Origin of the sequence: Pseudomonas frederiksbergensis (assembly GCF_000802155.2) — a bacterium.
Lineage (GTDB): Bacteria > Pseudomonadota > Gammaproteobacteria > Pseudomonadales > Pseudomonadaceae > Aquipseudomonas > Aquipseudomonas frederiksbergensis_A.
Genome location: NZ_JQGJ02000002.1, coordinates 186,766 through 209,677 on the forward strand (window position 1 = coordinate 186,766; position 22,912 = coordinate 209,677).

Annotated in this window: 20 protein-coding genes; 10 read left to right on the forward strand and 10 right to left on the reverse strand. The window is 58.9% G+C overall.

The annotated features are described in order from the left end of the window. Positions 1–39 precede the first annotated feature (39 nt). The 4 genes from JZ00_RS03925 (at position 40) to JZ00_RS03940 (ending at position 3,689) form a co-directional block, all read left to right on the forward strand. Positions 40–342 (forward strand): ArsR/SmtB family transcription factor, encoded by a 303-nt coding sequence (locus JZ00_RS03925; protein ID WP_039588470.1) that lies wholly within the window; start codon positions 40–42, stop codon positions 340–342. 63 nt (positions 343–405) lie between these two features. After that, positions 406–1,380 carry a zinc-dependent alcohol dehydrogenase family protein gene (locus JZ00_RS03930; protein WP_039588471.1) on the forward strand — a complete coding sequence of 325 codons (975 nt, stop codon included), beginning with the start codon at positions 406–408 and terminating at the stop codon, positions 1,378–1,380. Positions 1,381–1,422: 42 nt separating this feature from the next. Beyond that, the gene (locus JZ00_RS03935; protein WP_039588473.1) at positions 1,423–1,749 is read left to right on the forward strand and encodes an antibiotic biosynthesis monooxygenase family protein; all 327 of its coding nucleotides are present in this window, start codon (positions 1,423–1,425) and stop codon (positions 1,747–1,749) included. An 86-nt stretch (positions 1,750–1,835) separates the two neighbouring features. Further along, positions 1,836–3,689 (forward strand): ABC transporter ATP-binding protein, encoded by a 1,854-nt coding sequence (locus JZ00_RS03940; RefSeq protein WP_039588474.1) that lies wholly within the window; start codon positions 1,836–1,838, stop codon positions 3,687–3,689. 47 nt (positions 3,690–3,736) lie between these two features. Here the strand turns inward: JZ00_RS03940 and JZ00_RS03945 are convergent, their stop codons facing one another. The 8 genes from JZ00_RS03945 to argH all read right to left on the reverse strand — a co-directional run bounded on the left by JZ00_RS03945 (position 3,737) and on the right by argH (position 12,263). After that, on the reverse strand, positions 3,737–4,909 hold the full coding sequence (locus JZ00_RS03945; protein ID WP_039588798.1) for an MFS transporter: 1,173 nt from the start codon (positions 4,907–4,909) through the stop codon (positions 3,737–3,739). A 16-nt stretch (positions 4,910–4,925) separates the two neighbouring features. Next, complete coding sequence (locus tag JZ00_RS03950; protein ID WP_039588475.1) at positions 4,926–6,302, reverse strand: MmgE/PrpD family protein; 1,377 nt, start codon at positions 6,300–6,302, stop codon at positions 4,926–4,928. After that, positions 6,299–7,201 (reverse strand): polysaccharide deacetylase family protein, encoded by a 903-nt coding sequence (locus tag JZ00_RS03955; RefSeq protein ID WP_039588476.1) that lies wholly within the window; start codon positions 7,199–7,201, stop codon positions 6,299–6,301. The genes JZ00_RS03950 and JZ00_RS03955 overlap by 4 nt, the downstream gene beginning before the upstream one ends. Then, a complete protein-coding gene (locus tag JZ00_RS03960; RefSeq protein ID WP_039588477.1) occupies positions 7,194–8,036 on the reverse strand; it encodes a polysaccharide deacetylase family protein in 843 nt (280 codons plus the stop codon). Before JZ00_RS03960 ends, JZ00_RS03955 begins: the two co-directional genes overlap by 8 nt. 145 nt (positions 8,037–8,181) lie before the next feature. Beyond that, on the reverse strand, positions 8,182–9,006 hold the full coding sequence (locus tag JZ00_RS03965) for an ABC transporter substrate-binding protein (protein WP_039588478.1): 825 nt from the start codon (positions 9,004–9,006) through the stop codon (positions 8,182–8,184). Between the two features lie 39 nt (positions 9,007–9,045). After that, a complete protein-coding gene (locus JZ00_RS03970; RefSeq protein ID WP_039588479.1) occupies positions 9,046–9,810 on the reverse strand; it encodes an amino acid ABC transporter ATP-binding protein in 765 nt (254 codons plus the stop codon). Positions 9,811–9,820: 10 nt separating this feature from the next. Further along, positions 9,821–10,699 carry an amino acid ABC transporter permease gene (locus JZ00_RS03975; RefSeq protein ID WP_030138893.1) on the reverse strand — a complete coding sequence of 293 codons (879 nt, stop codon included), beginning with the start codon at positions 10,697–10,699 and terminating at the stop codon, positions 9,821–9,823. Positions 10,700–10,835: 136 nt separating this feature from the next. Continuing rightward, positions 10,836–12,263, reverse strand: a complete 1,428-nt coding sequence (gene argH, locus JZ00_RS03980) for an argininosuccinate lyase (protein WP_039588481.1) — start codon at positions 12,261–12,263, stop codon at positions 10,836–10,838. A gap of 294 nt (positions 12,264–12,557) precedes the next feature. On the opposite strand from argH, the gene JZ00_RS03985 reads away from it, so the two are divergent. After that, a complete protein-coding gene (locus JZ00_RS03985; RefSeq protein ID WP_039588483.1) occupies positions 12,558–13,523 on the forward strand; it encodes a LysR family transcriptional regulator in 966 nt (321 codons plus the stop codon). 60 nt (positions 13,524–13,583) lie between these two features. Here JZ00_RS03985 and rtcR read toward each other — a convergent pair whose 3' ends face one another. Further along, positions 13,584–15,203: an RNA repair transcriptional activator RtcR gene (rtcR, locus tag JZ00_RS03990; protein WP_039588484.1), complete on the reverse strand. Its 1,620-nt coding sequence runs from the start codon at positions 15,201–15,203 to the stop codon at positions 13,584–13,586. Between the two features lie 204 nt (positions 15,204–15,407). On the opposite strand from rtcR, the gene JZ00_RS03995 reads away from it, so the two are divergent. From JZ00_RS03995 to JZ00_RS04015, 5 genes are all read left to right on the forward strand, one after another. Beyond that, positions 15,408–16,634, forward strand: coding sequence for an RtcB family protein (locus JZ00_RS03995; RefSeq protein ID WP_039588485.1), 1,227 nt, complete (start codon positions 15,408–15,410; stop codon positions 16,632–16,634). A gap of 3 nt (positions 16,635–16,637) precedes the next feature. Beyond that, complete coding sequence (rtcA, locus tag JZ00_RS04000) at positions 16,638–17,669, forward strand: RNA 3'-terminal phosphate cyclase (protein WP_039588486.1); 1,032 nt, start codon at positions 16,638–16,640, stop codon at positions 17,667–17,669. A gap of 108 nt (positions 17,670–17,777) precedes the next feature. Next, positions 17,778–19,151 (forward strand): sigma-54 interaction domain-containing protein, encoded by a 1,374-nt coding sequence (locus JZ00_RS04005; protein WP_039588487.1) that lies wholly within the window; start codon positions 17,778–17,780, stop codon positions 19,149–19,151. Positions 19,152–19,333: 182 nt separating this feature from the next. Continuing rightward, complete coding sequence (locus tag JZ00_RS04010) at positions 19,334–20,482, forward strand: iron-containing alcohol dehydrogenase (RefSeq protein ID WP_039588489.1); 1,149 nt, start codon at positions 19,334–19,336, stop codon at positions 20,480–20,482. Between the two features lie 74 nt (positions 20,483–20,556). Next, entirely contained in the window at positions 20,557–22,002 is a 1,446-nt protein-coding gene (locus tag JZ00_RS04015) for a hypothetical protein (RefSeq protein ID WP_039588490.1), read from the forward strand. Between the two features lie 52 nt (positions 22,003–22,054). Here JZ00_RS04015 and JZ00_RS04020 read toward each other — a convergent pair whose 3' ends face one another. Further along, positions 22,055–22,759 carry a hypothetical protein gene (locus JZ00_RS04020; RefSeq protein ID WP_039588491.1) on the reverse strand — a complete coding sequence of 235 codons (705 nt, stop codon included), beginning with the start codon at positions 22,757–22,759 and terminating at the stop codon, positions 22,055–22,057. Between the last annotated feature and the right edge of the window lie 153 nt (positions 22,760–22,912).

Sequence of the window (22,912 nt, forward strand, 5' to 3'; positions counted from 1 at the left end):
GAAGATTGACATATCGCTAAATCTCGATATGATCGCGCCATGGACTTGATCGAAATATTCAAAGCGCTCTCAAACCCTACGCGCCTTCAAATTCTGAAGGGGTTGAAGGATCCCGCAAAGAACTTCCCTCCGCAGGATGAAGGAGACGTTCTCACGGTAGGCGTCTGCGTCAGTAGTATCCAAGAAGGCATCGGACTGTCGCAGTCAACGGTGTCTGGTTACCTTGCAACGCTGCAACGGGTGGGCTTGGTCGAAGTCAGGCGCATCGGTCAGTGGACCTACTACAAACGCAATGAAGCGAACATCAGAGCACTTGGCGACATCATAGGGAAAGAGCTGTAATTTTTTTGCCGTATGATATCGAGATATTCCGATATCCCTTTTTCTCGATACGAGGATCTACTCATGAAAGCAATGATACTTAAAGCATTTGGCGGCCCGGAATCGTTCGAACTGCGTGACGTGCCCAAGCCGGTGCCTCAGGCAGGACAGGTTCTTGTGCGGGTACATGCGACCTCCATCAACCCCTTGGACTACCAGGTTCGACGTGGCGATTATCCCGACCTGGTGCAATTGCCGACCATTACCGGACACGACGTATCGGGTGTCGTCGAAAAAGTCGGACCCGGTGTAACGAGCTTCGCTCCGGGCGACGAAGTCTGGTACACGCCGCAAATATTCGACGGTCCGGGAAGCTACGCCGAATACCACGTCGCGGCCGAAAACATCATTGCGAAGAAGCCTTCTTCACTGACTCATCTTGAGGCGGCAAGCCTGACGCTGGTTGGCGGGACGGTATGGGAAGCCCTGGTCGTACGCGCAGCGCTCAGGGTGGGCGAGAGCATTCTCATACACGGTGGGGCGGGGGGTGTCGGCCATGTGGCGATCCAGGTGGCAAAAGCCATGGGGGCGCGGGTGTACACGACCGTGCGCGAGACAAACGCCAAGTTTGCACGCAGCCTGGGTGCCGATGTGATTATCGATTATGAAAAAGAAGATTACGTCGACGCCGTTATTCGGGAAACCGGTGGCCGGGGGGTCGATGTCGTATTCGACACCATCGGCGGTAACACACTGTCACGCAGTCCGGACCTGCTCGCACAACTTGGCCGTGTTGTCACGATCGTCGACATTGCCCAGCCACAAAACGTTGTCCAGGCCTGGGGCAAGAACGCGAGCTATCACTTCGTTTTCACCCGACAGAACCGCGGCAAGCTCGACGAGTTGAGCACATTGGTAGAGCGCGGCCAGTTGCGACCACATGTTGGCGCGGTCTATTCGCTTGCCGATATCCCGCTCGCCCATGCCCGGCTGGAAAGCCCCAACAACGGTATCCGAGGAAAAATCGCGATAGCGATCGAGCCATCGCTCATTTCGTAGATTCAACCTGGATAACCGTCCAAGCCATTTTCGAGGCACATCATGATTTATGAAATCGCTCTGCTCCCGGTTCACAAAGAACGCATTGGCATGTTCCCGCGCGCATTCGCCGAGGTCGCTCCGTTGCTCACCCGCGCAAAGGGGTACCGCGGCCACTTGCTAGCGCAAGGGATTGAAACGCCCCAGCAATTCAACCTGATCGTGCGATGGCAATCACTGGAGGATCACACGCCGGGTTTCGAAGAAAGCGAGGACCATCGGATGTTCATGAAGGGCTTGGAGGAATATTTTTCGGAAGAGCCGACGGTCTACCATATCCAGGGAACACCCTTTGCTTCGGACCAATGTGATGATTCGAATAAATTCTGAGCAATCAGCCTTGCGTCTACGTCCAAACTCCTCAACGCATTCTTTAGATGCCAGAATCTCCTGACTGAATCGTTTTGGAAATCACCATGCTTCGCGTATTTGAACAGCGACTCGATCCTTTTCCGCCTGACGAACTCCCTCCACCGCCCGACGGCCTGGCTCGGTTCCTGTGGGCATGCACGCGGGGCGCCCGTGGTTATGTCCTGGCGTTCGCGCTGCTCAGCGCCGGTGTGTCGATTTACGAAGCCTGGCTGTTTTCATTTCTCGGCCAGGTCGTGGATTTGCTGTCGACCTGGCAGTCAGGCGGCGATGCGGCAGCCCAGGAGAGTCGAGTGCTGTGGGGCATCGGCATCATGCTGGTGACCAGTATTGGGCTGGTTGCGTTGCGCACGATGGTGCAGCACCAGATATTGGCGATCAACTTGCCGTTGCGCCTGCGCTGGGATTTCCATCGATTGATGCTGCGACAAAGCCTGTCGTTCTTCTCGGATGAATTCTCCGGCCGGGTCACCACCAAGGTGATGCAAACGGCGCTGTCGGTGCGCGAGGTGCTGTTCACCCTCATCGAGATCGTTCCCGGGATCGGCGTGTATTTCATTGCGATCATCGCCCTGGCCGGCGGATTTGACCTGAAGCTGATGCTGCCTTTCCTTGCCTGGGTGGTCTTGTTCGGTATTGCCATGCGGTACTTCGTGCCGCGCCTGGAGAAAGTCGGGCAGGAACAGGCCAATGCGCGATCGTCGATGACAGGGCGTGTTTCGGACGCCTACACCAACATCACCACGGTAAAGCTGTTCTCCCACTCCAAGCGCGAAGCGCATTTTGCCCGTGCTGCCATGGAGGATTTCAAGCAAACCGGCTTTCGCCAGATGCGCCTGGTCAGCCAGTTCGAAATCGTCAACCAGGCCTTGGTGGTCGGGTTGATCATGGGGTCGGGCGGGTATGCCCTGTGGCTTTGGCATCAAGGTGAAGTCGGCACCGGGGCCGTCGCGGCGATCACTGCCATGGCGTTGCGCATCAATGGCATGTCGCACTGGATCATGTGGCAAATGACCTCGCTGTTCGAGAGCATCGGTACCGTGCAGGATGGCATGGAGACCCTGACCCGTGGCCCCAAGGTGCAGGATGCGCCGAATGCCGGCGTGCTGGTAACCACCGGTGGTGCGGTAACGTTCGACAACGTGAGCTTCAATTACAACGGTGAACGCCAGGTGCTCGATGGCCTGAGCCTGAGCATTCGCCCAGGGGAAAGGATTGGTCTGGTAGGCCGCTCCGGTGCCGGGAAATCCACGCTGATCAACCTGCTGCTGCGTTTCTATGACGTGGACAGCGGCGAGATTCGAATCGATGGGCAGAACATCGCGCACGTCACCCAGGACAGCTTGCGCAGCGCCATCGGCATGGTCACCCAGGACACGTCGCTGCTGCATCGCTCCATCCGCGACAACATCGCCTATGGCCGCCCTGACGCGACGGAGGAACAGATCCGCAGCGCAGCGGCCAGCGCCCAGGCCGATGGGTTCATCAACCAACTGAGCGATAAGCAAGGTCACTCCGGCTATGACACTCTCGTGGGCGAACGTGGCATCAAGCTTTCGGGCGGCCAGCGGCAACGCATCGCCATCGCCCGGGTAATGCTCAAGAATGCCCCGATTTTGCTGCTTGACGAAGCCACCAGTGCGCTGGACTCCGAAGTCGAGGTCGCCATCCAGGAGAGCCTTGATGAAATGATGAAGGGCAAGACGGTGATCGCCATTGCGCATCGGCTGTCGACGATCGCGGCTATGGACCGGCTTATCGTGATGGATGAGGGACGGATCATCGAGCAAGGCACCCATACCGAATTGCTCGGGAAAAATGGGACCTATGCGCGGCTCTGGCATCACCAGAGTGGCGGGTTCCTGGGTGAGGATCAGGGGGTGGTTGAGGCGGTGGAGTAGGCGAGAGCTCTAACCCACTTCACTGGAGCACAACCAGCGCATCACTTCTACACAACCGCCACCCGACTTCCGCTCATGTAACACAGCAGCCCGCCGATGGCGGTCAGTGCGCTCAAGGCATAGAACATCGTCGGTGCCGGGGTATGTAGCAGCAGGTAGCCGCAGATGACCGGGCTCAGGGCGCCACCGAGGGCTGCCAGGTTTTGTGCGCCGTAGTAGCTGCCGCGCAGTTCTTCCGGGGCCAGGGTATCGACGAAAAGGAATTCGGCCGGGTAGATGATCATTTCACCGAGGGTGAATATGAACATGGCCGCGCACCAGGTCAGCATATCGTCCGCCAGGCTGAAGCCGATCAGGCCCAGGATGAACAGGCTGGTGCCTACGGCAATCCAATAGCGCAACTTCTCGCGGTCGAGGAACCGGCCGATCTGGTATTGCAACAGAATGACTGTGATTGCGTTGCAGGCGAGCAGGGCGGCCATGATTTGCAACGCGCGCTCGGAGTCGTGGGTCACCAGCAGATACTGTGACAGATAGAGAGTAAAGCGGCCGTGTACCACCGTGCTGAGTAGACAGCCGCAGGTGAACATGATCAGGGTGCGGTCATTTTTCAGGGTATTCAGCGTCGTGAGGAAACTGGGCGGCGTCGACGTGGCCGGTTTCGATGCGGGGTCCGCAGGAATGCCGGTCATCAGGAAAATGCTCGCAAACGCGATGCCCCCGGCGATCAGGAAGGGTGCGATCGGATAGACGCCGGCAATCACCACGCCGAGCATGGGGCCTGTGGCATAGCCGATGTTGGTCAGGGTGTAGCGCAGAGAAAACGCCTTGGCCCGCTGGCCGATCGGCAGGTTTTCGCTGAGGATCGCCTTGGAGCCGATCAGGAACAACGCGGACGCGGTCTCGGTGATGACGACGGTCAGGGTGGTCAGGTAAAGGTTTTCGGCAAAGGTCAGCAGCACGAAGCCGATGGCGCTGGAGAGCATCGCCAGGATCAGCAACCGACGTTTTTCCAGGCGATCGATGACGTAGCCGCCGTACAGGGCCAACAGGGTGGCGGTGAACACCGCGATGCCGAGCAGCAAGCCAACGTCCTGTTGGTCGAGGCCCAACTTATTGCTCAGGAACAGCGTGAGCAAGGGGCTGGTGATGGCGCGGCTGACCACGATGGTCAGTGAGACGATCATCAAGCGTCGTATGACGAGCGAGTAAGTGGCCACGGTGATGCAAATGTCCTTATTCAGATATCGGTTTGCGCCACGACGACCCAAGCCAGCGTTCCAGTGTGCGGACGGATTCCATTTCTTCAATGCACTGCAGTTGTTCCATCAGTCCAGCCGCCTGTTCGGGTGGCATCACCCGCGTCGCCAAGTCGAGAAACTTCTCTTCCAGGGCCACATCAGTCAGTGGATTACCCGGCGCCCCCGATGGCACGTCTACGCACAGGCTCGCCTGCCGACCCTCCACGGTCCGCAGCGTCACCACCGGCTCGCCATCCTCGGACAGGCGTGGGTCTACTTCAAGATGGATGCGCGACATCCACTGGCCCATGCGTGGATCACTGCGCTGCAGATCGCCATAAGCCTGCAATCGACAATGCCCCTGCACCAGTTGCGCCGCCAAGGCGTACGGCAGGCTCATTTGTGCGCCGGCAAGGGTGGTGACGTCCCGACCGCCACACATGCGGTGGAGAAACCCGCTTAGCGAAACGTGTACGTCTTCGACCTTGTCGAGCCGTACGTTCAATTGATCCAGCAGCAGGCCCAGGGCGTCGATGGCCGAATGCGTGCCTCGGCAGGACGCGTAGGGTTTGATCGAGCAGCGGGCGAGCTTCCAGGCCATGCCGAGGTCGGCATCCAGCGCTTCGGGCGTTGAAGTTGCCGGAGCCAGGGTTTTCAGGAAGCCACCCCAGACGTCGTCGAATAACTGCGTCGGGCCACTGATGCCTTGCTGGGCAAATCGCGCCGCCGACAGGCCACCTTCCGCGGCGCGTCCGCTGTGCAGTTTCTTGCTTTGCGAGCCGTCGTGAATAAAGGCCCATAAGCCGCCACTGAAGCTGCCGGCGATGCCCAGGGCCGAAAGGGTCTGGCGCGCATCCAGGCCGAGGACACGTGCGCAGGCGGCGGCTGCTCCGAACACGCCACAGGTCGCGGTGGAATGCCAGCCGGCGCCGTTGTGGGCGGAATAACCGCCGCAGGATTCGAGCACCCGACGGCCAACTTCGTAGCCGATCACGACCGCGTTGACGAATTCGCGACCGGTTATTGGCTGTGAGATCAACGTCATTGCCGCCATCACTGCTGGCAGGACGACGGCGCCGGAATGATCGCAACCACCGGTATCATCCAGCTCCAGGGCATGGGCAGCCACGCCGTTGAGCATCGCCGCCTGAGACGCGCAAACCTTCGCGCCAGTGCCCCAGACCGGTACGTTTCCTGCCTCCCCTGCGAAGACCGTGCGTGCCTGCTCGGCGACACCGCTGTCGGCGCCGGCCAGCGCTGCGCCGAACGTATCGAGGATGTGCCGCTTGGCTTGTGCCACCAATGCATGTGGTAGATCTTCGAATCGCAGGTCAACACACCATCGCGCCAGGCGTTGCAAGCGTTCGCTCATGAAATAGAGCCCCATGAAACAGAGCCCCGATAATGTCGCTCATAGACCGACGCCGGATGGTCTTCAGCAACCGGCCCTGCGGTTGCGGCCCACCACTGCGCGACCTTAGCGCCGGTGGCGATCCACACGTCATCGTGTTGTTGGATGCCCTTGATCAACTCACGCAGCACGCCTATCCGTCCCGGCGTGGCGATGATTTCCGGGTGCAGGCGAAGCACGTAGCAAAGGCCAAACCGGTGAAACCCTGCGAAGTCCATTTGCAGGTTGCCCAGGGTGTGGCTGTAGGAGGCGATTCGTGATTGTGCGGGTGGCACCGCCGGGCTCAGGTTGAAGGCGAAGTAAGGCTCATCCTCCAGTTCATAGTGCAGCGGCACTTCAATCACGCTGGGAGCAGTCGGGTGAGCGAATGGCAAGTCATCGCCGCGCCACGATGAAGACCAGCGAATACCCTGGTCTTTCAAGGCCTCTATGAACCCCGGCGCGCCATTGCCCGCCGGGATTCGGAAACCGACCGGGCGCTGGCCGGTCAGCCTGGCCAGGGTTTCGCAGCCCTTGGCGATGTCGTCGCTTTGCGCCACCAGGTCCAGCGTGTCGTAGTCCTGATGACGGTAGCCGGCGCAGGCAACTTCATGACCATCGGCCAGGATCGCCTGGATGTGCCCAGGGTTTTGCTCGGCAACGATACCGGGGACAAACCAACTGCTGGGCACGCCAAGTTCCCTGAACAGGCCGAGCAAACGCTCCACGCCGCGCTGGGTACCGTAGCGCCATACCGACAGGGTCTTTTCGCGCCCGGCGACTTCCGAGGCCTGCGTGAGAATACCGTGGATATCGTTGTAGTCGACGGTCAGTACCACGGCGCAGCGATAGCCGTTCGGCCAGATTGGAATGTCAACCATGATGATGCTCCTTGAGCCACCACCGGGCGACGTCACGGCAGGTGGCGAACCACACGTCGTCACGGGTGCGCATGTATTCGAAGAGTTTTTCCAGCAGCAGGATGCGGCCCGGCTTACCGGTAATCTTGGGGTGGAAGAGGGTGGTCAGGCATAACCCTTCATCCATGGCGCCGTCGTATTCGCGGCACCAGTTATCCAGGGTCAGCGCGTAACTGGCGGTGCGATCCAGCCCGGAAGGGAAGTTCGGTGCGCGGGTGTAGGCGAGGGAGGCGTAATCGTCCATTTCCCAGCGACCAGGAATTTCCACCAGTGGCGTACCGAACCCCGGCACGTTCACCAGGTACGGCCGGTCATCGCCGCGCATGCTGCTGGAGTAGGTAACACCGGCCTCCACCAGCATGGCCGGGGTTTCGGCGCGCCAGTCGCCGGACGGCGTACGAAAGCCTTCGGCGCGAATATTCAGGTGTTTCCAGAACACCTCGCGAGAGATGTTCATCACGTCCTTCTGCTGTTCCAGCGTCAGGGCGTAAAAAGATTCGTGTTTGTAACCGTGATAAGCCACTTCATGGCCGCGCTCGACAATCGCCTGGCATTGTCTCGGCCAGTTCTCCACGACCCAGGCCGGGACGAAGAACGTCGTTGGGATACGGAACTCATCCAGTAGGTCCAGCAGGCGTGGCAGCGCCCGGTAAGGACCGTAGCCGCCGAACCCGAAGTACTCGGGCTTGCGCCAGATCGATCCGTTGAGCATGGCATCACCGGTCGGGCCATCGAGGTCGAAGGCCAGGGCGAGGCAGGCCTTGTGCGGGGTGGGCCAGGTGGGTAAGGAGGACATCGCTAGCACTCCAATAATCTACAGATAAACCACAATCCCCATGGGAGCGAGCCTGCTCGCCAATGCGGCGGTTCAGCCAACACTGATGTTGAATGAATACTGCTTTCACGAGTAGGCTCGTTCGCATTGGCTTGGGGAAATCAGCTCATTTCCCAGCGTTGATCGTCACGGTCTTGATCGCTCCCAGTTCCAGGTCCCACTTCTTGAGGATCGCCTGGTAGCTGCCATCATCGATCATGCTTTGCAGCGCAACCTTCACCGCCTCGCTGAGCTCAGGTTTCTTCTTGCTCACGCCCATCCCGCTGTACTGCTCGGAGATCGGCAGACCCACGGTCTTGTACATGTCCTTTTCCTGAGTCTTGAGGTACGGCAGGGTTTCACTGCCTTGCATGGCTGCATCGATGCGGCTCTGGCGCAGTTGCGCACGGGCATCGGCCGAGCCTTCGGTGCCGATCACATTGATCGCGGGCTTGCCGGCGGCTTCACAGTTGGCTTTGCTCCAGTCGGCGATTTCCGCCGGAAAGTTGGTGCGGCGGCTGGTGCCGACTTTCTTGCCGCACAGGTCGATGATTTCGTTGATGTCCTTGTTTTTCTGCAAGGTGTAGAACTGCGGACCGCTGGTGAAATAGTCGACAAAGGTCACGCTGGCCTGACGCTCGGCGGTGTCGGTCATGCCCGACAGCACCATGTCCACGCGGTCGGTGGTCAGGGCGTTGATCATTTGTTCGAAGCCGGTTTCCTGCCATTTGACCTTCACCCCAAGACGCTCACCCAGGGCGTTGCCCAAGTCATAGTCAAAGCCGGTGAGGGTGTTGGTGGCCGGATCCTTGAAATCCATTGGCGGGTAGTTCGGCATGATTGCTACGACGATTTCGCCCTTGGCCTTGATGCTGGCCGGCAATTGGGCCGCGAAAGTGAAGCCGGAGGCCATGACGCCTGCGAGTACTGCTGGAATAATGAAGTTCTTCATGGTCGTTCTCTTATGAGTGTTGTGAGCGCCAACCGGCGCTTAGGTTCGAACGGCAGAAATGAAGCTCTGGGTGCGGGGATTTTGCGGACTTATTAGTATTTCTTCGGGGCTTCCAGCCTCCACGATCTGCCCGTCGTCCATGAACACCATGCGGTTGGAAACCTCGCGAGCGAAGCCCAGTTCATGGGTGACGACGATCATGGTCATGCCGGTCTGCGCAAGATCGCGCATTACCGACAGCACCTCACCGACCAGTTCCGGGTCGAGTGCCGAAGTGGGTTCATCGAACAGCATCAGCTTGGGGCGCATGGCCAGTGCGCGGGCGATGGCGACGCGTTGCTGCTGGCCGCCCGAAAGCTCGATCGGATAGCTGTTGCGCTTGTCGGCCAGGCCGACGCGGGCGAGCAACTCCAGCGCTTCTTCATTCGCCTCTTTCGGGGAGCGCTTGAGCACCTGGCACGGGCCTTCGATGATGTTCTGCAGCACGGTCATGTGCGGGAACAGGTTGAAACGCTGGAACACCATGCCGGTGGACAGGCGCTGGCGAGCGACCTGCGTTTCGTTTAGCTCGTGCAGCTTGTTGCCGACGATCCGGTAACCCACCAGTTCGCCATCAACCCACAAGCCGCCCTTGTCTATTTTTTCCAGTTGGTTGACGCAGCGCAGCAAGGTGCTCTTGCCCGAACCGGAAGGGCCGATGATGCACAACACTTCGCCTTGTTCGACTTCGATGTCGATGTCTTTCAGCGCATGGAATTGGTCGTAATATTTGTTCAGGCCCACGGCCTTGACGATGCTTCTCATGTAGGGCTCCTCAAGAACGCTTGCCGGCGCCGCGGGCGAAACGACGCTCCAGGCGGCTTTGGCCAAAGGACAGGACCGTGACGGTGGCCAGGTACCAGATACCGGCAACGATCAGCAGCTCCATCACGCGGGCGTTGGCGTAGTAGATGTTCTGGGCGTTGTAGAGCAACTCCGAGTACTGGATAACGCTCGCCAGCGATGTCATCTTCACCATGCTGATGAACTCGTTGCCCACCGGCGGGATGATGATGCGCATGGCCTGGGGCAGGATGATCCGGCGCAGCGCTTGCAGGCGCGGCATGCCGATGGACTTGGCGGCTTCATATTGCCCGGTGTCCACCGATAGCAGCCCGGCGCGCACCACTTCGGCGGTGTAGGCGCCCTGGTTGATGCTCAAGCCGAACAGTGCAGCCACGAACGGCGTCATCAGGCTCACGGTGTCCATCTCGAACAGGCCGGGGATGCCGATGGTGGGGAAGATCAGCGCCAGGTTGAACCACAACAGCAGTTGCAGGATCAGCGGCGTACCGCGAAACAGCCAGGTATAGGTCAACGCCACGTACCGCAGGATCGGGTTGGCCGACATGCGCATGATCGCGGTGATCACGCCGAACACGATGCCCAGCGCCATTGCCAGCACCGCCATGACGATGGTGTTGAGCAAGCCCCACATGATCGCCTGGGAGGTCAGGAACTGGCCGATGTAGGACCATTCGATCTTGCCTTCGGCGAACGCACGTACCAGCCCGATGAGTGCGATGACGATCACCGTGGCGAAGAAGATCCGTCCGTAGTAGCGCCGGGGCACATGATCGTATTGGGTAATGTCGAACTGGTTTTCCGCCAGCTTGCGCTCCGCCTGGAGTCGTTCTGCCTGTGTCTGGCTCATGTTGGTTCTCCGTACTTGGCTTCGGCGCTATCGCTGTGCGAGCTTGCTCGCGATAGCGGTGGATCAGTCCAAGCTGATGTTGATGGTGAAACCGTAATCGCGAGCAAGCTCGCTCCCATAGGTTCTGCGTCATGACCTAAAGGCGAAATCCTTGATAGTCCTCGGTCCATTGCTGCTGGGCGGCGAGGGCGGTTTTCAGGCGCCCGATCTGTTCACGCACCCGTTGTGGAGCGGTTCCACCCCAGCCGTTGCGCGCAGCGATGGCGGCTTCGAGGGTCAGGCTTTCACGTACTTCCGGGGTGAGGCGCGGGTCGATTTCAGCCAGCAGCGCTGAAGAGGCTTCCCACAATTCAATGTCGTGTTTCTCGCACGCCTTGACCAATGCCCCGGTGATTTCATGCGCTTCCTTGAACGGAACGCCGCGCACCGCCAGCCAGTCGGCCACTTCAGTGGCGAGGGTAAAGCCCAGCGGTGCCTGGCGCCGTAACTCCTCGACGTTGACCTGCATGGTCGCAACCATTCCGGCCATGGCCGGCAGCACCAGCAGCAGGGTGTCGACGCTGTCGAGTACGCCGTGCTTGTCTTCGCTCAAGTCACGGTTGTAAGACAGCGGCAGCGATTTGAGGGTGGACAACAGGCCGGTCAGGTTACCGATCAGCCGACCCGCCTTGCCCCGCGCCAATTCGGCGATGTCCGGATTCTTCTTCTGCGGCATGATCGAACTGCCGGTGGCGTAGGCATCGTCCAATTCGACCCAGCGAAACTGCCGTGACGACCACAGGCATAACTCTTCGGCGAGGCGCGAGATATTGATGCCGAGCATGCTGGCGATGAACAGGAATTCGGCGACGTGATCACGACTGGCCACGGCATCGATCGAGTTTTCGCAAACCCCGCTGTAACCCATTTCCTTTGCCGACTGCTGAGGTAAACGAGCGATGGCCGAGCCCGCCATGGCCGCGGCACCCAGCGGTGACAGCGACGTGCGTGCGTCCCAGTCCACCAGGCGCTGCACGTCGCGCAGCATCGATTGGGCGTGGGCGAGCAAGTGATGAGCAAACACGATCGGCTGCGCCTGCTGCAGGTGGGTAAAACCGGGGCAGATGCTCTCGACGTGCTGCTCGGCCTGGTCCACCAGCGCCTGTTGCAGGCCCAGGACCTCAACGGCCAGGGTGCGCACATGGTCACGCAGGAACAGCCGCAGGTCGTTGGCGGTCTGGTCATTTCGCGAGCGACCGGCGCGCAGCTTGCCACCCAGGGCACCCAAGCGTTCGGTCAACAGCCGCTCGATGAAGGTGTGTACGTCTTCGTCATCCAACGTCGGGGCAATGCTGCCGGTGCGGTAGTCCGCGCCGATACGCTCCAGCGCGTCGAGCATCGCCAGGGTTTCTTGCTCACTTAGCAGTCCGGCGCGCTGCAACTCCCGGGCATGGGCCTTGGATCCGGCAAGGTCGTACGGAGTGAGCCGGAAGTAACGCTCAGGGCAACGGGACAGGGCCGCCAAGGCTTCGGAAGGACCGCTTTGGAAGCGGGCACCCCAGAGACGATCGGTGGTTTGGGACATTGTCGTTTTCCTCGTCTGTAACGCGAACTGGAACGGGTACCCTGGGCGATGACGTCGCTGCAGAATCAGCGAACGAAGTCAGGCCAGAGCAGTTATCAAGAGGGCAGTTGCATCGGTGCGAGAGCTGATCGAAGTGTCAGCTTTTAATGTTTCGATATCAGCGGTTTGGTGCTGATGTTCCGGATTTATTGGCGGTTGCCAAGCCTGGTTTTCTGTGTTCATTATTATTAGGCCAGCGTGTTTTTGTTGTTGGGCACAGGTTGTTGAATAGGGCGCCAGAGGTAAATAAGCATTATGGAAACCCCACTTTCCAATTCCGGAAACCTGCCGCCTAAAGCGCCGCACAGGGCGCCGCTGACCCTCAGCGGGCTCGACTTCAAATTGCTCAAAGTTTTCAAGGCCGTGGTTGAGGCGGGCGGCTTCAGTGCCGCGCAGAATGAGTTGAACGTGGGGTTGGCAGCGATCAGCAAACAGATTTCCGACCTGGAAATCCGTATCGGCATGCGCCTTTGCACGCGGGGGCGAGAGGGTTTTCATCTGACCGAAGAAGGGCGTCTGGTGTATCAGGCGTCAATCGATCTATTTGCTTCGGTTGACAACTTTCGAGATCGCCTTAGTTCAGCGCAAAATGAACTTGTCGGTGACCTTGGAGTGGGTGTTATTGACAACACAATCTCGGATGCAAATTCCCCGTTAGTTTCCGCGCTTAGACGGATCAATGAACAGTCGCCCAAGGTCAGGTTTCAACTCCAGGCCACGCAACTTGATGAGGTTGAAAGAGGGGTTGTCGAGGGGCGGCTGGTGGCGGGCATCGTGCCGATTTATCAGAAACGCGAAGAGTTCGATTATTACGCACTTTACGAAGAACGCTCGGAGGTATATTGCGCCCTTGGCCATCCACTATTCTCGATGGCGGATGCAGACATGGATGAAGATGTGCTGAAGGAGCATGAGTGCATCAACCATCGCTACGCGGTGCATCGCGACAAACTGAAATTCGCCCGCTACGACAGCTTTTCCGCCTCGGCCACCCAAGTGGAGGCCGTTGCGCTGCTGATCAAGACCGGCCGTTTTCTTGGCTTCCTTCCCCAGCATTACGCGGCGCCATTGGTGGCGCGGGGAGAGTTTCGCGCGGTGCGCCCGGACCTGATCAACATCGTCACGCCGTTCAGTCTCATACTGCGGCATAACATCGTGCGCAGTCCTTTGGTCAAGGCATTTGCCCAGGCACTGGGCGTGGATTTGAAAGTTACGGTCTGATGGTCTGCGCACCTTGCTTCGTGTATTCAACGCGGGGTATGGGCCCAAGCTTCCAGGCGCTCAGTGACGCGGCGCTGAAAGCTCGTACACCTGGCTCCAGGCGATATTGAATCGAGCGAGGAATTTTCGGATTCGATCGGAGTCGTTGGGCGATGCCTTGGCTGTCCGGCTGCACGCGAAGAGCTTTCGCCCGGCATCCGCTTGGCTTGCTGAGGTTCGGCATACCGTCAAGACCGACTCCAGTTGAAGGCGATCGAACAAGTCAATCTCAAGCCCTGAGTCAGCCAAGTGCTCGGACAATGGGTCAGAGGTTGCCGGCAGCCGCCAGTCTTGGCGAAGTCGCTCCAACTCACCCTCCACAAGCGCAACGTCGATGCGACCGCTGTCCGCCAGGGTCGCCATCCGTGTGATCGACGCGCAGAGCTGCCTGAAGTTTCCGGACCAGCTGGCACCCCGGCTGGTCGCGAAAGACAAATACCGACGCCGAGCTTCGGCATTGAAGCGAACCATATGGCCGTTGTCCCTGGCATATCGCTGCAGTTCGAAATCGATGTTCGGTTCGATGTCCTCGCTCCGGTTGGCGAGGCCCGGCAGCACAAAAGTCCAGATATTGATCCTGGCGAGCAAATCCTCGCGGAACTGGCCGTCGATGACGCGCGCCTGCAGATCCTGATTGGTACCGGCGATCAAGGTAAAGTCCGACTCGACTTCTTTGTCGGAGCCCATCGGCAAAAATCTTTTTTCTTCAATTGCCTTGAGGAGCAGCGCTTGTTCATCGAGCGCAAGCTCGCCGATTTCATCGAGGAACAACACGCCTTTGTGAGCCGAGCGCAACAAACCATGTCGCGCCTGTTGAGCACCCGTGAATGCGCCTTTGGTATGACCGAACAGCGTCGACATTGCGCTATCGCCGCGCAAGGTGGCGCAGTTGACCTCGACGAATGCGCCATCAATCTGGTGGCGGCTACGTTTGAGCTCGTAGATCTGGCGCGCAAGGAATGATTTGCCCGCCCCCGTGGGGCCACTGATCAAGATCGGAGCCCGAGATCGAGCGGCGACCCGCTCGATCTGTTCGATGGTCCGGTTGAATGCAGCGTTGCGCGTCGCAATGCCGGACTTGAGCAGCTCCGTGCCTTCCAGGCGTTCAGCCTGGAATCGCTTCGCGATTTGGTCGTAGCGCTGCAGGTCGAGGTCGGTGACAACATACTTGCCTGTCGGGGCCGAGTCATCAGCCCGTACGCCATTAGGCTGCGTCTGTATCAGTTTGGCGGGAATGTGCCGAGACTCGGCCAGCAGGAACCAGACGATCTGCTGGACGTGAGTGCCTGTCGTAATGTGGACAAGGTAATCCTCACCAGCGGTGTCAAACGGATAGTCTGCCGCGAAGTCATGCAGCGAGGCATAGACCTCTTCGAAATCCCAGGCGTTCTGCATCGCCATGGGATGCAGGCGAATCTCGGTCTCAGGCGACACCTGGGCGATATCTGTCGCGACTTTCAGGGCAAGATCGGTATCCCAGGGCGCGTCCCCATGAATCAGTTCAAGGCGATCGATGAGCAGGTCGGGTTGTTGGCACAGCGAGAGGGTTGGGCGCCATTTGCTCCAGCGCTGCGAACCTTTTCCCACACGGTCTAGCTTCGATCCTAGGATTCCGATGGCGACTGTCTTTTTTGCGATCATGCAACCTATCCTGAAAGATATGCACCGATAGAAAAGTATAGTTTCCTGACGGTTCATTTGGATAGCAATGCGGCGTTGCGTGTCTGCTAAAGGTGAATAAGGCCTTAAAAATCAATAATCTAATGGTTTCATGGGCCGCCCAAGAAGGAAGTTGGCATGCTGCTCGCTATGGAGCTCCCACACAAAATACCAAGGAGCGAAACAATGACCACTCAAACCTACCAGTTGCTTGAGGTCGAAAACGGCAAGCCCATCAAAATGTGGACCCGAGGCGTCCCGGTTGAGCCGGAGGCTAAGCAACAACTGATGAACACTGCGCAGATGCCGTTCGTGTTCAAGCACATGGCTGTCATGCCCGATGTTCACTTGGGGAAGGGTTCGACCATCGGCAGCGTGATCCCGACCAAGGGTGCAGTCATCCCTGCAGCCGTCGGGGTCGACCTTGGGTGCGGGATGTCGGCAGTGCGCACTTCACTTCACGCCACCGACCTTCCCGACAACCTGTTCGGCCTACGTACGGCCATCGAGAAAGCTGTTCCGCATGGACGCACCTCCGGGCGCAACGGCCGTGACAAAGGTGCCTGGGAAACGACTCCGGAGGTTGTCGATCAGGCTTGGTCGGCGCTTGAAGGCCGGTTCGACCTCATCATCGACAAGCACCCGCGCCTGAAAAAAACCAACAACCACAAACATCTCGGGACGTTGGGTACCGGCAACCATTTCGTCGAGGTGTGCCTGGACGAAGCCGACCATGTCTGGGTGATGCTCCACACCGGTTCCCGTGGCGTAGGGAACATGATCGGCACCTACTTCATCGAGAAGGCCCGCGAGGAAATGCGCGAGCACATGGTGAACCTGCCTGACCGGGACCTGGCCTACCTGCGTGAAGGCACGTCCAGCTTCGATGACTACGTCGAGGCGGTTGAATGGGCCCAGGACTTCGCCAAGCAGAACCGCGCGGTAATGATGCTTGCGGTGCTCGACGCCGTACGATCGATTATCACCAAGCCTTTCGAATCCCGGCTGATCGCCGTTGACTGCCACCATAACTATGTGGAGCAGGGCACCTACTTTGGAGAAGACATCCTCCTTACTCGTAAAGGCGCCGTCTCGGCGCAGAAGGGGCAGATGGGGATCATCCCTGGGTCGATGGGCGCCAAGAGCTTCATCGTGCGCGGGCTGGGGAACGAGGAGGCGTTCTGCAGTTGCTCGCATGGTGCAGGTCGGGTGATGAGCCGTACCAAGGCCAAGGCGGTGTTTACTGTCGAGGATCAAGTCCGGGCGACCGCCCATGTCGAGTGCCGTAAGGATGAGGCCGTCATCGACGAGATCCCGATGGCCTACAAGGACATCGACGCGGTAATGGCCGCCCAGCGCGACTTGGTGGAAGTGGTCCATACCTTGCGCCAAGTCGTCTGCGTGAAGGGCTGATTAATGAGCCAGGATCTGATTCTGATCGACGGCGCCCATGGAGGAGGGCAGGTGCTGCGCACCGCCCTCAGCCTTTCCATCATTACCGGTCGACCGTTTCGAATGACGGAGATACGCGGTAAGCGCTCCCGTCCCGGATTGTTGCGCCAGCACCTCACTGCCGTGCGAGCTGCGGCTGAGATTTGTGGCGCAAGGATCCACGGGGTGGAACTCAACTCGACGGCCATCGAATTCCGGCCTGCAAGCGTAAGGGCAGGGGACTATTCATTTGCAATCGGAACTGCCGGCAGCACGATGTTGGTGTTGCAGACCCTGTTGCCTGCGCTCCTGCAAGCGGATGGACCCAGTACCGTCCGGATTAGCGGGGGGACGCATAACCCGGCCGCGCCGCCCTTCGATTTCATCCAGAAGGCGTGGCTGCCCTTGATCCAGCGCATGGGAGCGCGGGTGGAATTGGCGCTGCTCAGGCATGGATTCGTACCGGGTGGAGGCGGCTTGGTAGAGGCCACCGTACGACCTTCGGCCCTCAAGCCGCTGACGTTGGATGGGGAAATGGAACCTATCACCATTGTCTCGGCTGGCGCGCTGGTTTCGGCCCTTCCTGCCTCGATTGGCAACCGGGAGCTTGATCGGCTCGCGGCAAGTCTCGGGCTGGAGCGGCGCCATCTGTCCGTTACCGACCTGGGGGATCAGGCGGGACCAGGCAATGTCGTATCGATCACAGCCATGAAGGCCGGGATTACCGAGGTGTTCTCCAGCATCGGGCAAGAACGCATGCGTGCGGAGCAGGTCGCTGACGAGGCGATCGACGAATTCACAGCGTGGGCTCAATCGAATTCAGCGGTAGGCAATCACTTGGCGGATCAACTGATGCTGCCGATGGCCATTGCCGGTGCGGGCAAACTCACCACGGTGCGCCTGAGCAATCACATCCGAACGAATGCCGCTGTTATCCAGCAGTTCATCGATCTGGATGTGCGGCTGACGGAAGGTGGCAATCAGGCCAGCATTGCTGTTGGGCTGCATCCTCGCTAGACGGTTTCCAGTCAGCCCGTTGAGTCAGCGCCAATCGTTTGTGTCGCCTCAAACCGTGGCCCTACGTTTACACTTGACGGCCACACTCCCTGGAAGGACCGTCCCCCGGTGAACCTCAACGACGCCAGCTTCGAAGAACTGCTCAACGCTCTCCACGACGGCGTCTATATCACCGATGGCGACGGCAAGACGCTAAAGGTCAATCAAGCCTACGAACGCCTGACCGGGCTCAGCGGTGCGGATCTCCTCGGCCGATCCATGGAGGAGCTGGTGAAGGAGGGCGTTATCTCGCAATCGGCCACGCTGCGTGTATTGCACGGTGGCCGGCCTGTGTCGGTGATGCAGAGCCTGAGCCACGGCAAGAAATTGCTCGTCAGCGCCACGCCGATCCTCGACGCTGGAAAGCGGATTTCATACGTGGTCAGTACCGTGCGCGACATGACTGAACTGCTGCGCATGAAACACGAGCGCGATGAGTTGCAACAGCTCAAGCAACTGCGCAACAGCACCGCCAAGCTCCATGCCGGTCAACAAGACAATCTGCTGCGTTCGCCGCTCATGGCCGACCAGGAGGTTTCCGGCCGAGTCCTTTCATTGGCCCGGCAGGTCGCCAGCAGTTCGGTAAAGGTGCTGCTTCAAGGCGAAACCGGCGTCGGAAAGACCCTCGTCGCGCAATTCATCCATAACGCCAGCCCGCGTGCCAGCGAACCATTCCTTGCGCTCAACTGCGGTGCGCTGCCCGAGAATCTGATCGAAGCCGAGCTGTTTGGCTACGCGCCGGGAGCGTTCACCGGCGCAGGTCCCAAAGGCAAGCGTGGCCTGCTGGAACTGGCGCATCACGGCACGTTGTTTCTCGATGAGATCGGTGATCTGCCGCTGCCGGTGCAAGTCAAGCTGCTCAAGGTCATCGAAGAAAATCGCTTCATTCCCGTCGGAGGCCTGGAGCTGAAGGAGGTCGATGTACGCATCATCAGCGCCACCCACCATGATCTCAAGCAACGCGTGGCGCAGGGGAGTTTTCGGGCTGATCTGTATTACCGGCTCAACGTGGTGCCGATCCACATTCCGGCACTGCGCGAACGCAGGGAGGAGATTGCGCCGCTGCTGCATTACTACCTTGATCGATTTAATACCCGTTATGAGCGCCAGGTCCGATGGAGTCTGGAAGCCCTCGATTTGATGTGCGAATACGCCTGGCCCGGCAACATTCGCGAATTGATCAACGTGGTTGAACGGCTGGTGGTGACCAATCAGACCGGGACTGTCGAGGCGCTCGATATGCCTGAAGAGATCCTCGACCTCAACCCGCCTGATACCAATGGCACGGGCTTGCCGTTGCGCAAGGTAGTGGAAAACGCCGAGCGGACTGCAATTCGCGCCGCGCTGCGCGAGCACAAGACCACGCGCCTCGCGGCCAAGGCTCTGGGCGTGAGCCAGGCGACGGTGGTGCAGAAAATGAAACGCTGGGAACAGTCTGATTAGTTTTCTGATCAACACCGTGGAAATCGATCAGAAAACTGATCGCCGCTGACCGGCGATACGCCTCCCTGGCTTGATATAAATCGCGCAAAGCCCCCCATCACGGGGCTTTGCGGGCATTGGCACGGCTTTCGCTATTCCGTTTGGCACGTCTTCCATAAAACAACATCAACTGGACGAGCCCGATGAATATCGCTTCTTTCAAAATCGCCAACAAATTGATCACTGGACCCGGCGCAATCGAGCAGCTTTGCGCTGAGCTGACGCGCCTGGAGGTCAACAATCCGCTGATCGTCACAGACACCGTCCTGGTGAACTCCGGCACCGTTGACCTGGCGCTGGCGCAGCTCGGTGATCGTCGCTACGGCATTTTCGACCAGGTCAAACCGGAGCCCGAAGTGATCATCGTCGAGGAGTGCACCCGCGCCTATACCCAGGGTGGCCACGACGGATTGATTGCGGTGGGCGGCGGCAGTGCCATCGATATCGCCAAGGGGGTCGCGGCCTATGCCGGTCATTCAGGTGCGCTGACGGAGCTGTTCGGTGTCGATCTGGTGAAACGCAAGGGCCCGCCCTTGATTGCCATCCCGACGACCGCCGGTACAGGTTCGGAAGTGACCAACGTCGCGATTTTCTCCGACAAGCAAGCGCAGCTGAAGAAAGGCATCGTCAGTGATTACCTGCTGCCCGACGTGGCGCTGGTCAGTCCGACCATGACGTTGACCTGTCCACGCAGTGTTACGGCGGCCAGTGGCGTCGACGCGCTGGTACATGCGGTCGAGTCCTATCTCTCAGTCAACGCTTCGCCAATCACCGATGCTATCGCACTGGGTGCGATCAAGCTGATCACCAAGGCACTGCCGAAGGCTTATGCCAACCCGACCAACTTGAAAGCAAGAGAAGACATGGCCACCGGCAGCCTGATGGCCGGCATGGCATTCGGCAATGCAGGGGTAGGGGCGGTGCATGCGCTGGCGTACCCATTGGGCGGACGGTTCAATATCGCCCACGGTGTCAGCAACGCCTTGCTGCTGCCGTACGTAATGGAGTGGAACAAGACGGCTTGCGTCGAGCGTTTCCGTGATATCGCCGAAGCCATGGGCGTGCGCGTCGCAAACCTCAACGACAAGGATGCGGCGGATCAGGCGGTGAAGGCGATGGCGGATCTATGTGCCGCAGTCGATATCCCCTCGGGCCTGCGCAGCTTCAACGTGCCGGAGGAGGCCATTCCAGCAATGGCGGAGGAGGCCAGCAAGATCGACCGATTGATGCGCAACAACCCGCGCAAGCTGACGGCAGCCGATATCGAGAAGATTTACCGCGCGGCCTACTGATTTTTAAGCCACGTCTCGGTTTATTTCCGGAGCCTGCGCTCGCCATGACAAGACCAATAACTCAGGTGAACCCAATGTCCGACACTCCTGCGCAGCGGAGCGAAAGCCCGTACATCCCGCTCGGCCCCTTCAAGGTCCGGCTGCCGTTTCTGCATTACAAAATCGAACTTCCAGACTATCTCCAGGGCTTGCTGATGTGTGCCGTGGACCTGGCCGCCATTCCGCTGATGACCGAACTGCTCGGCATGCCATTCGAAGTCGCGCTTGCCGTCGTGATGCTCAACGGCTTGCTGTACCTCGCGCACCATTTGCTCGGCGATCCGACCGTACCGGGCTGGATCACCCCGGCGGTGCCCCTGTTGATGGCTTACTGTGCGCAGTTCCCGATGGGCCCGGAGCGTGTCCACGCGTTGATTGCCTTCCAGTTGATGCTGGGGGTTTTCTCGATCGCCTTGGGGGCGACCGGAATGGCGAAAAAGGTGGTGGAATTCGTGCCCTCGGCGATCAAGTCCGGGATCATCGTCGGTGCTGGCTTGAGTGCGGTAATCGCGGTGTTCCAGGTAGGCGGAAAATTCAATGTGCTGCCCTGGACCATTTCCATTGCAGTCGGCATCGCCTTCTATCTGATCTTTTCCCAGCACTTCAACGAGCTCAAGCAGCGCAACCGCTTCTGGTGGAACTTCGCCAAGCTCGGCATCCTGCCGATCATTCTGCTGGCAGTGGTGATTGCCCCGTTGTTTGGTGAAGCACCATGGCCAACCCTTCAGTGGGGTATCAGCCAACCGGACTTTACAGGCTTGTGGAACGACTACACCGTGTTCGGATTGGGCATGCCGCCACTGTCCATGTTCATCTCCGCGCTGCCGACCATGCTAGCGGCCTACATCATCGTGTTCGGCGACGTGCTCAGCGCAAAATCGCTTCTCGATGAGGCAGAAACTGTCCGCTCCGACGAAGTTGTCGACTACAACCCCGATCGCGCGCACCTGATCTTCGGCGCGCGTAATGCGTTCATGAGCATCTTCGGCCCGGATGTCGCCATGTGCGGGCCCAAGTGGGCGGCGATGCTGGTGGTGGTGATCGAGCGCTTCAAAGGTGGGCCGAAGGCGATGAAGTCGATCATCGGCGGCGTCGGGTCGTTCCGTTGGGGGACCAACAGCGGTCTGTTGCTGTTGCCGGTCGTGACGTTGGTACAGCCGATTCTCGGTGTCGCGTTGTCTCTGACGCTGCTGATCCAGGGTTACGTGAGCGTGCGCCTTGGCATTCTTGAAGCCAGAAGCCAGCGCGACCTGGGCATCGCCGGCGTGATCGGCGCGGTACTGGCGATCAAAGGCGCGAGCTGGGCATTCGGCATTGGCGTTGTGTTGTGCCTGCTGATTTATGGCAAGAATTTTTTCAAGGGGGAGGTGGATGGGACGTTTGCCAAGGATTTGAAGGGAATGGGTAACACCAAGCCAATCGGCGATGATGAGTCCGCGACGGAGATCAAGCGAATGGAGGGCAGGGCTGTGACAGAGTGAACGGGATTGGGGCGGTCATCCTCGATATTAGAGGAGGGTGCGCCTCACCCCTCTATTTGTTTGGTGTGAGTTCTTGGACGACCTCACGCATCATGTCCTCGGAAACTTCAATTTCTTGCCGGAATTTACTGGGGCGCAGGACATGGTCCTCATTGTACTTGGCGTCTATCCCGGTACCGAACGCTTCGTCTCTCTGAATCATTTTATTTAAAGCTTCAACGACGCTGCTATCACTGGTGGCAATCTTGTGCGCGCCTACGTAGCCATCCACGAGCGTTTCGGCGTAACCGTGTATTTCGCAATTATGATAAAGATACAGCTTCATAATGCAGGCAAATGAGTGGGCGAAAGATCTTTTGGTGCCGCTTGGCAGTGCGGAGTTACAACCATAGATTTTTATCTTGCCGGCAAAAGACCGGTTCAATAAAACGTCTTTTTTCAACGTTCTGGCCAGAACCAATGCAGAAATGGACTCGCTGTCGGCAGAGGCCTCCTTGGATATGATGGTACTTCCGGGAGCGCAATGTCCAAAAATATAGATGACCTCGTTAGGGCCTATACAGCTCTGCAAACGTTCTGCGAGACGTTTTTTCGAAGGTCCATCGAAGGTGAAGAATTCGTAATCGGCCAGGTCCGTCCTTTCTGTGTTGGCTTCAATTTTTGAGCGTCTGGCCTTCCGCCAGTTTTCCCTGGTATTGACCCATTGCTTGGATTGTGCAGAAAAGGGAAATATCACGATGCGTGAATGTTTGCACATAGCGCTTCCTCCGAGCGAAAAATCTCCATCCTGAAGAAATTCTAGCCAAGCCTGGCGGTTTAGCTATCGACGCTGAAGCGTTCGGCTTTTACGAATTGACCTGGATGGGGGTGGAGGCCTCATTGTCCAAATTCACATACCTCCGTTCACCAC

Coding starts and splice junctions, on each gene's coding strand:
- JZ00_RS03985 (WP_039588483.1), top strand. CDS start 12,558: ATGGAAACCCCACTTTCCAATTCCGGAAACCTGCCGCCTAAAGCGCCG.
- rtcA (WP_039588486.1), top strand. CDS start 16,638: ATGAGCCAGGATCTGATTCTGATCGACGGCGCCCATGGAGGAGGGCAG.
- JZ00_RS03965 (WP_039588478.1), bottom strand. CDS start 9,006: ATGAAGAACTTCATTATTCCAGCAGTACTCGCAGGCGTCATGGCCTCC.
- JZ00_RS04015 (WP_039588490.1), top strand. CDS start 20,557: ATGTCCGACACTCCTGCGCAGCGGAGCGAAAGCCCGTACATCCCGCTC.
- JZ00_RS03935 (WP_039588473.1), top strand. CDS start 1,423: ATGATTTATGAAATCGCTCTGCTCCCGGTTCACAAAGAACGCATTGGC.
- JZ00_RS03995 (WP_039588485.1), top strand. CDS start 15,408: ATGACCACTCAAACCTACCAGTTGCTTGAGGTCGAAAACGGCAAGCCC.
- JZ00_RS03955 (WP_039588476.1), bottom strand. CDS start 7,201: ATGGTTGACATTCCAATCTGGCCGAACGGCTATCGCTGCGCCGTGGTA.
- JZ00_RS03940 (WP_039588474.1), top strand. CDS start 1,836: ATGCTTCGCGTATTTGAACAGCGACTCGATCCTTTTCCGCCTGACGAA.
- JZ00_RS03950 (WP_039588475.1), bottom strand. CDS start 6,302: ATGAGCGAACGCTTGCAACGCCTGGCGCGATGGTGTGTTGACCTGCGA.
- JZ00_RS03970 (WP_039588479.1), bottom strand. CDS start 9,810: ATGAGAAGCATCGTCAAGGCCGTGGGCCTGAACAAATATTACGACCAA.
- JZ00_RS04010 (WP_039588489.1), top strand. CDS start 19,334: ATGAATATCGCTTCTTTCAAAATCGCCAACAAATTGATCACTGGACCC.
- rtcR (WP_039588484.1), bottom strand. CDS start 15,203: ATGATCGCAAAAAAGACAGTCGCCATCGGAATCCTAGGATCGAAGCTA.
- argH (WP_039588481.1), bottom strand. CDS start 12,263: ATGTCCCAAACCACCGATCGTCTCTGGGGTGCCCGCTTCCAAAGCGGT.
- JZ00_RS03930 (WP_039588471.1), top strand. CDS start 406: ATGAAAGCAATGATACTTAAAGCATTTGGCGGCCCGGAATCGTTCGAA.
- JZ00_RS03960 (WP_039588477.1), bottom strand. CDS start 8,036: ATGTCCTCCTTACCCACCTGGCCCACCCCGCACAAGGCCTGCCTCGCC.
- JZ00_RS03925 (WP_039588470.1), top strand. CDS start 40: ATGGACTTGATCGAAATATTCAAAGCGCTCTCAAACCCTACGCGCCTT.
- JZ00_RS04020 (WP_039588491.1), bottom strand. CDS start 22,759: ATGTGCAAACATTCACGCATCGTGATATTTCCCTTTTCTGCACAATCC.
- JZ00_RS03975 (WP_030138893.1), bottom strand. CDS start 10,699: ATGAGCCAGACACAGGCAGAACGACTCCAGGCGGAGCGCAAGCTGGCG.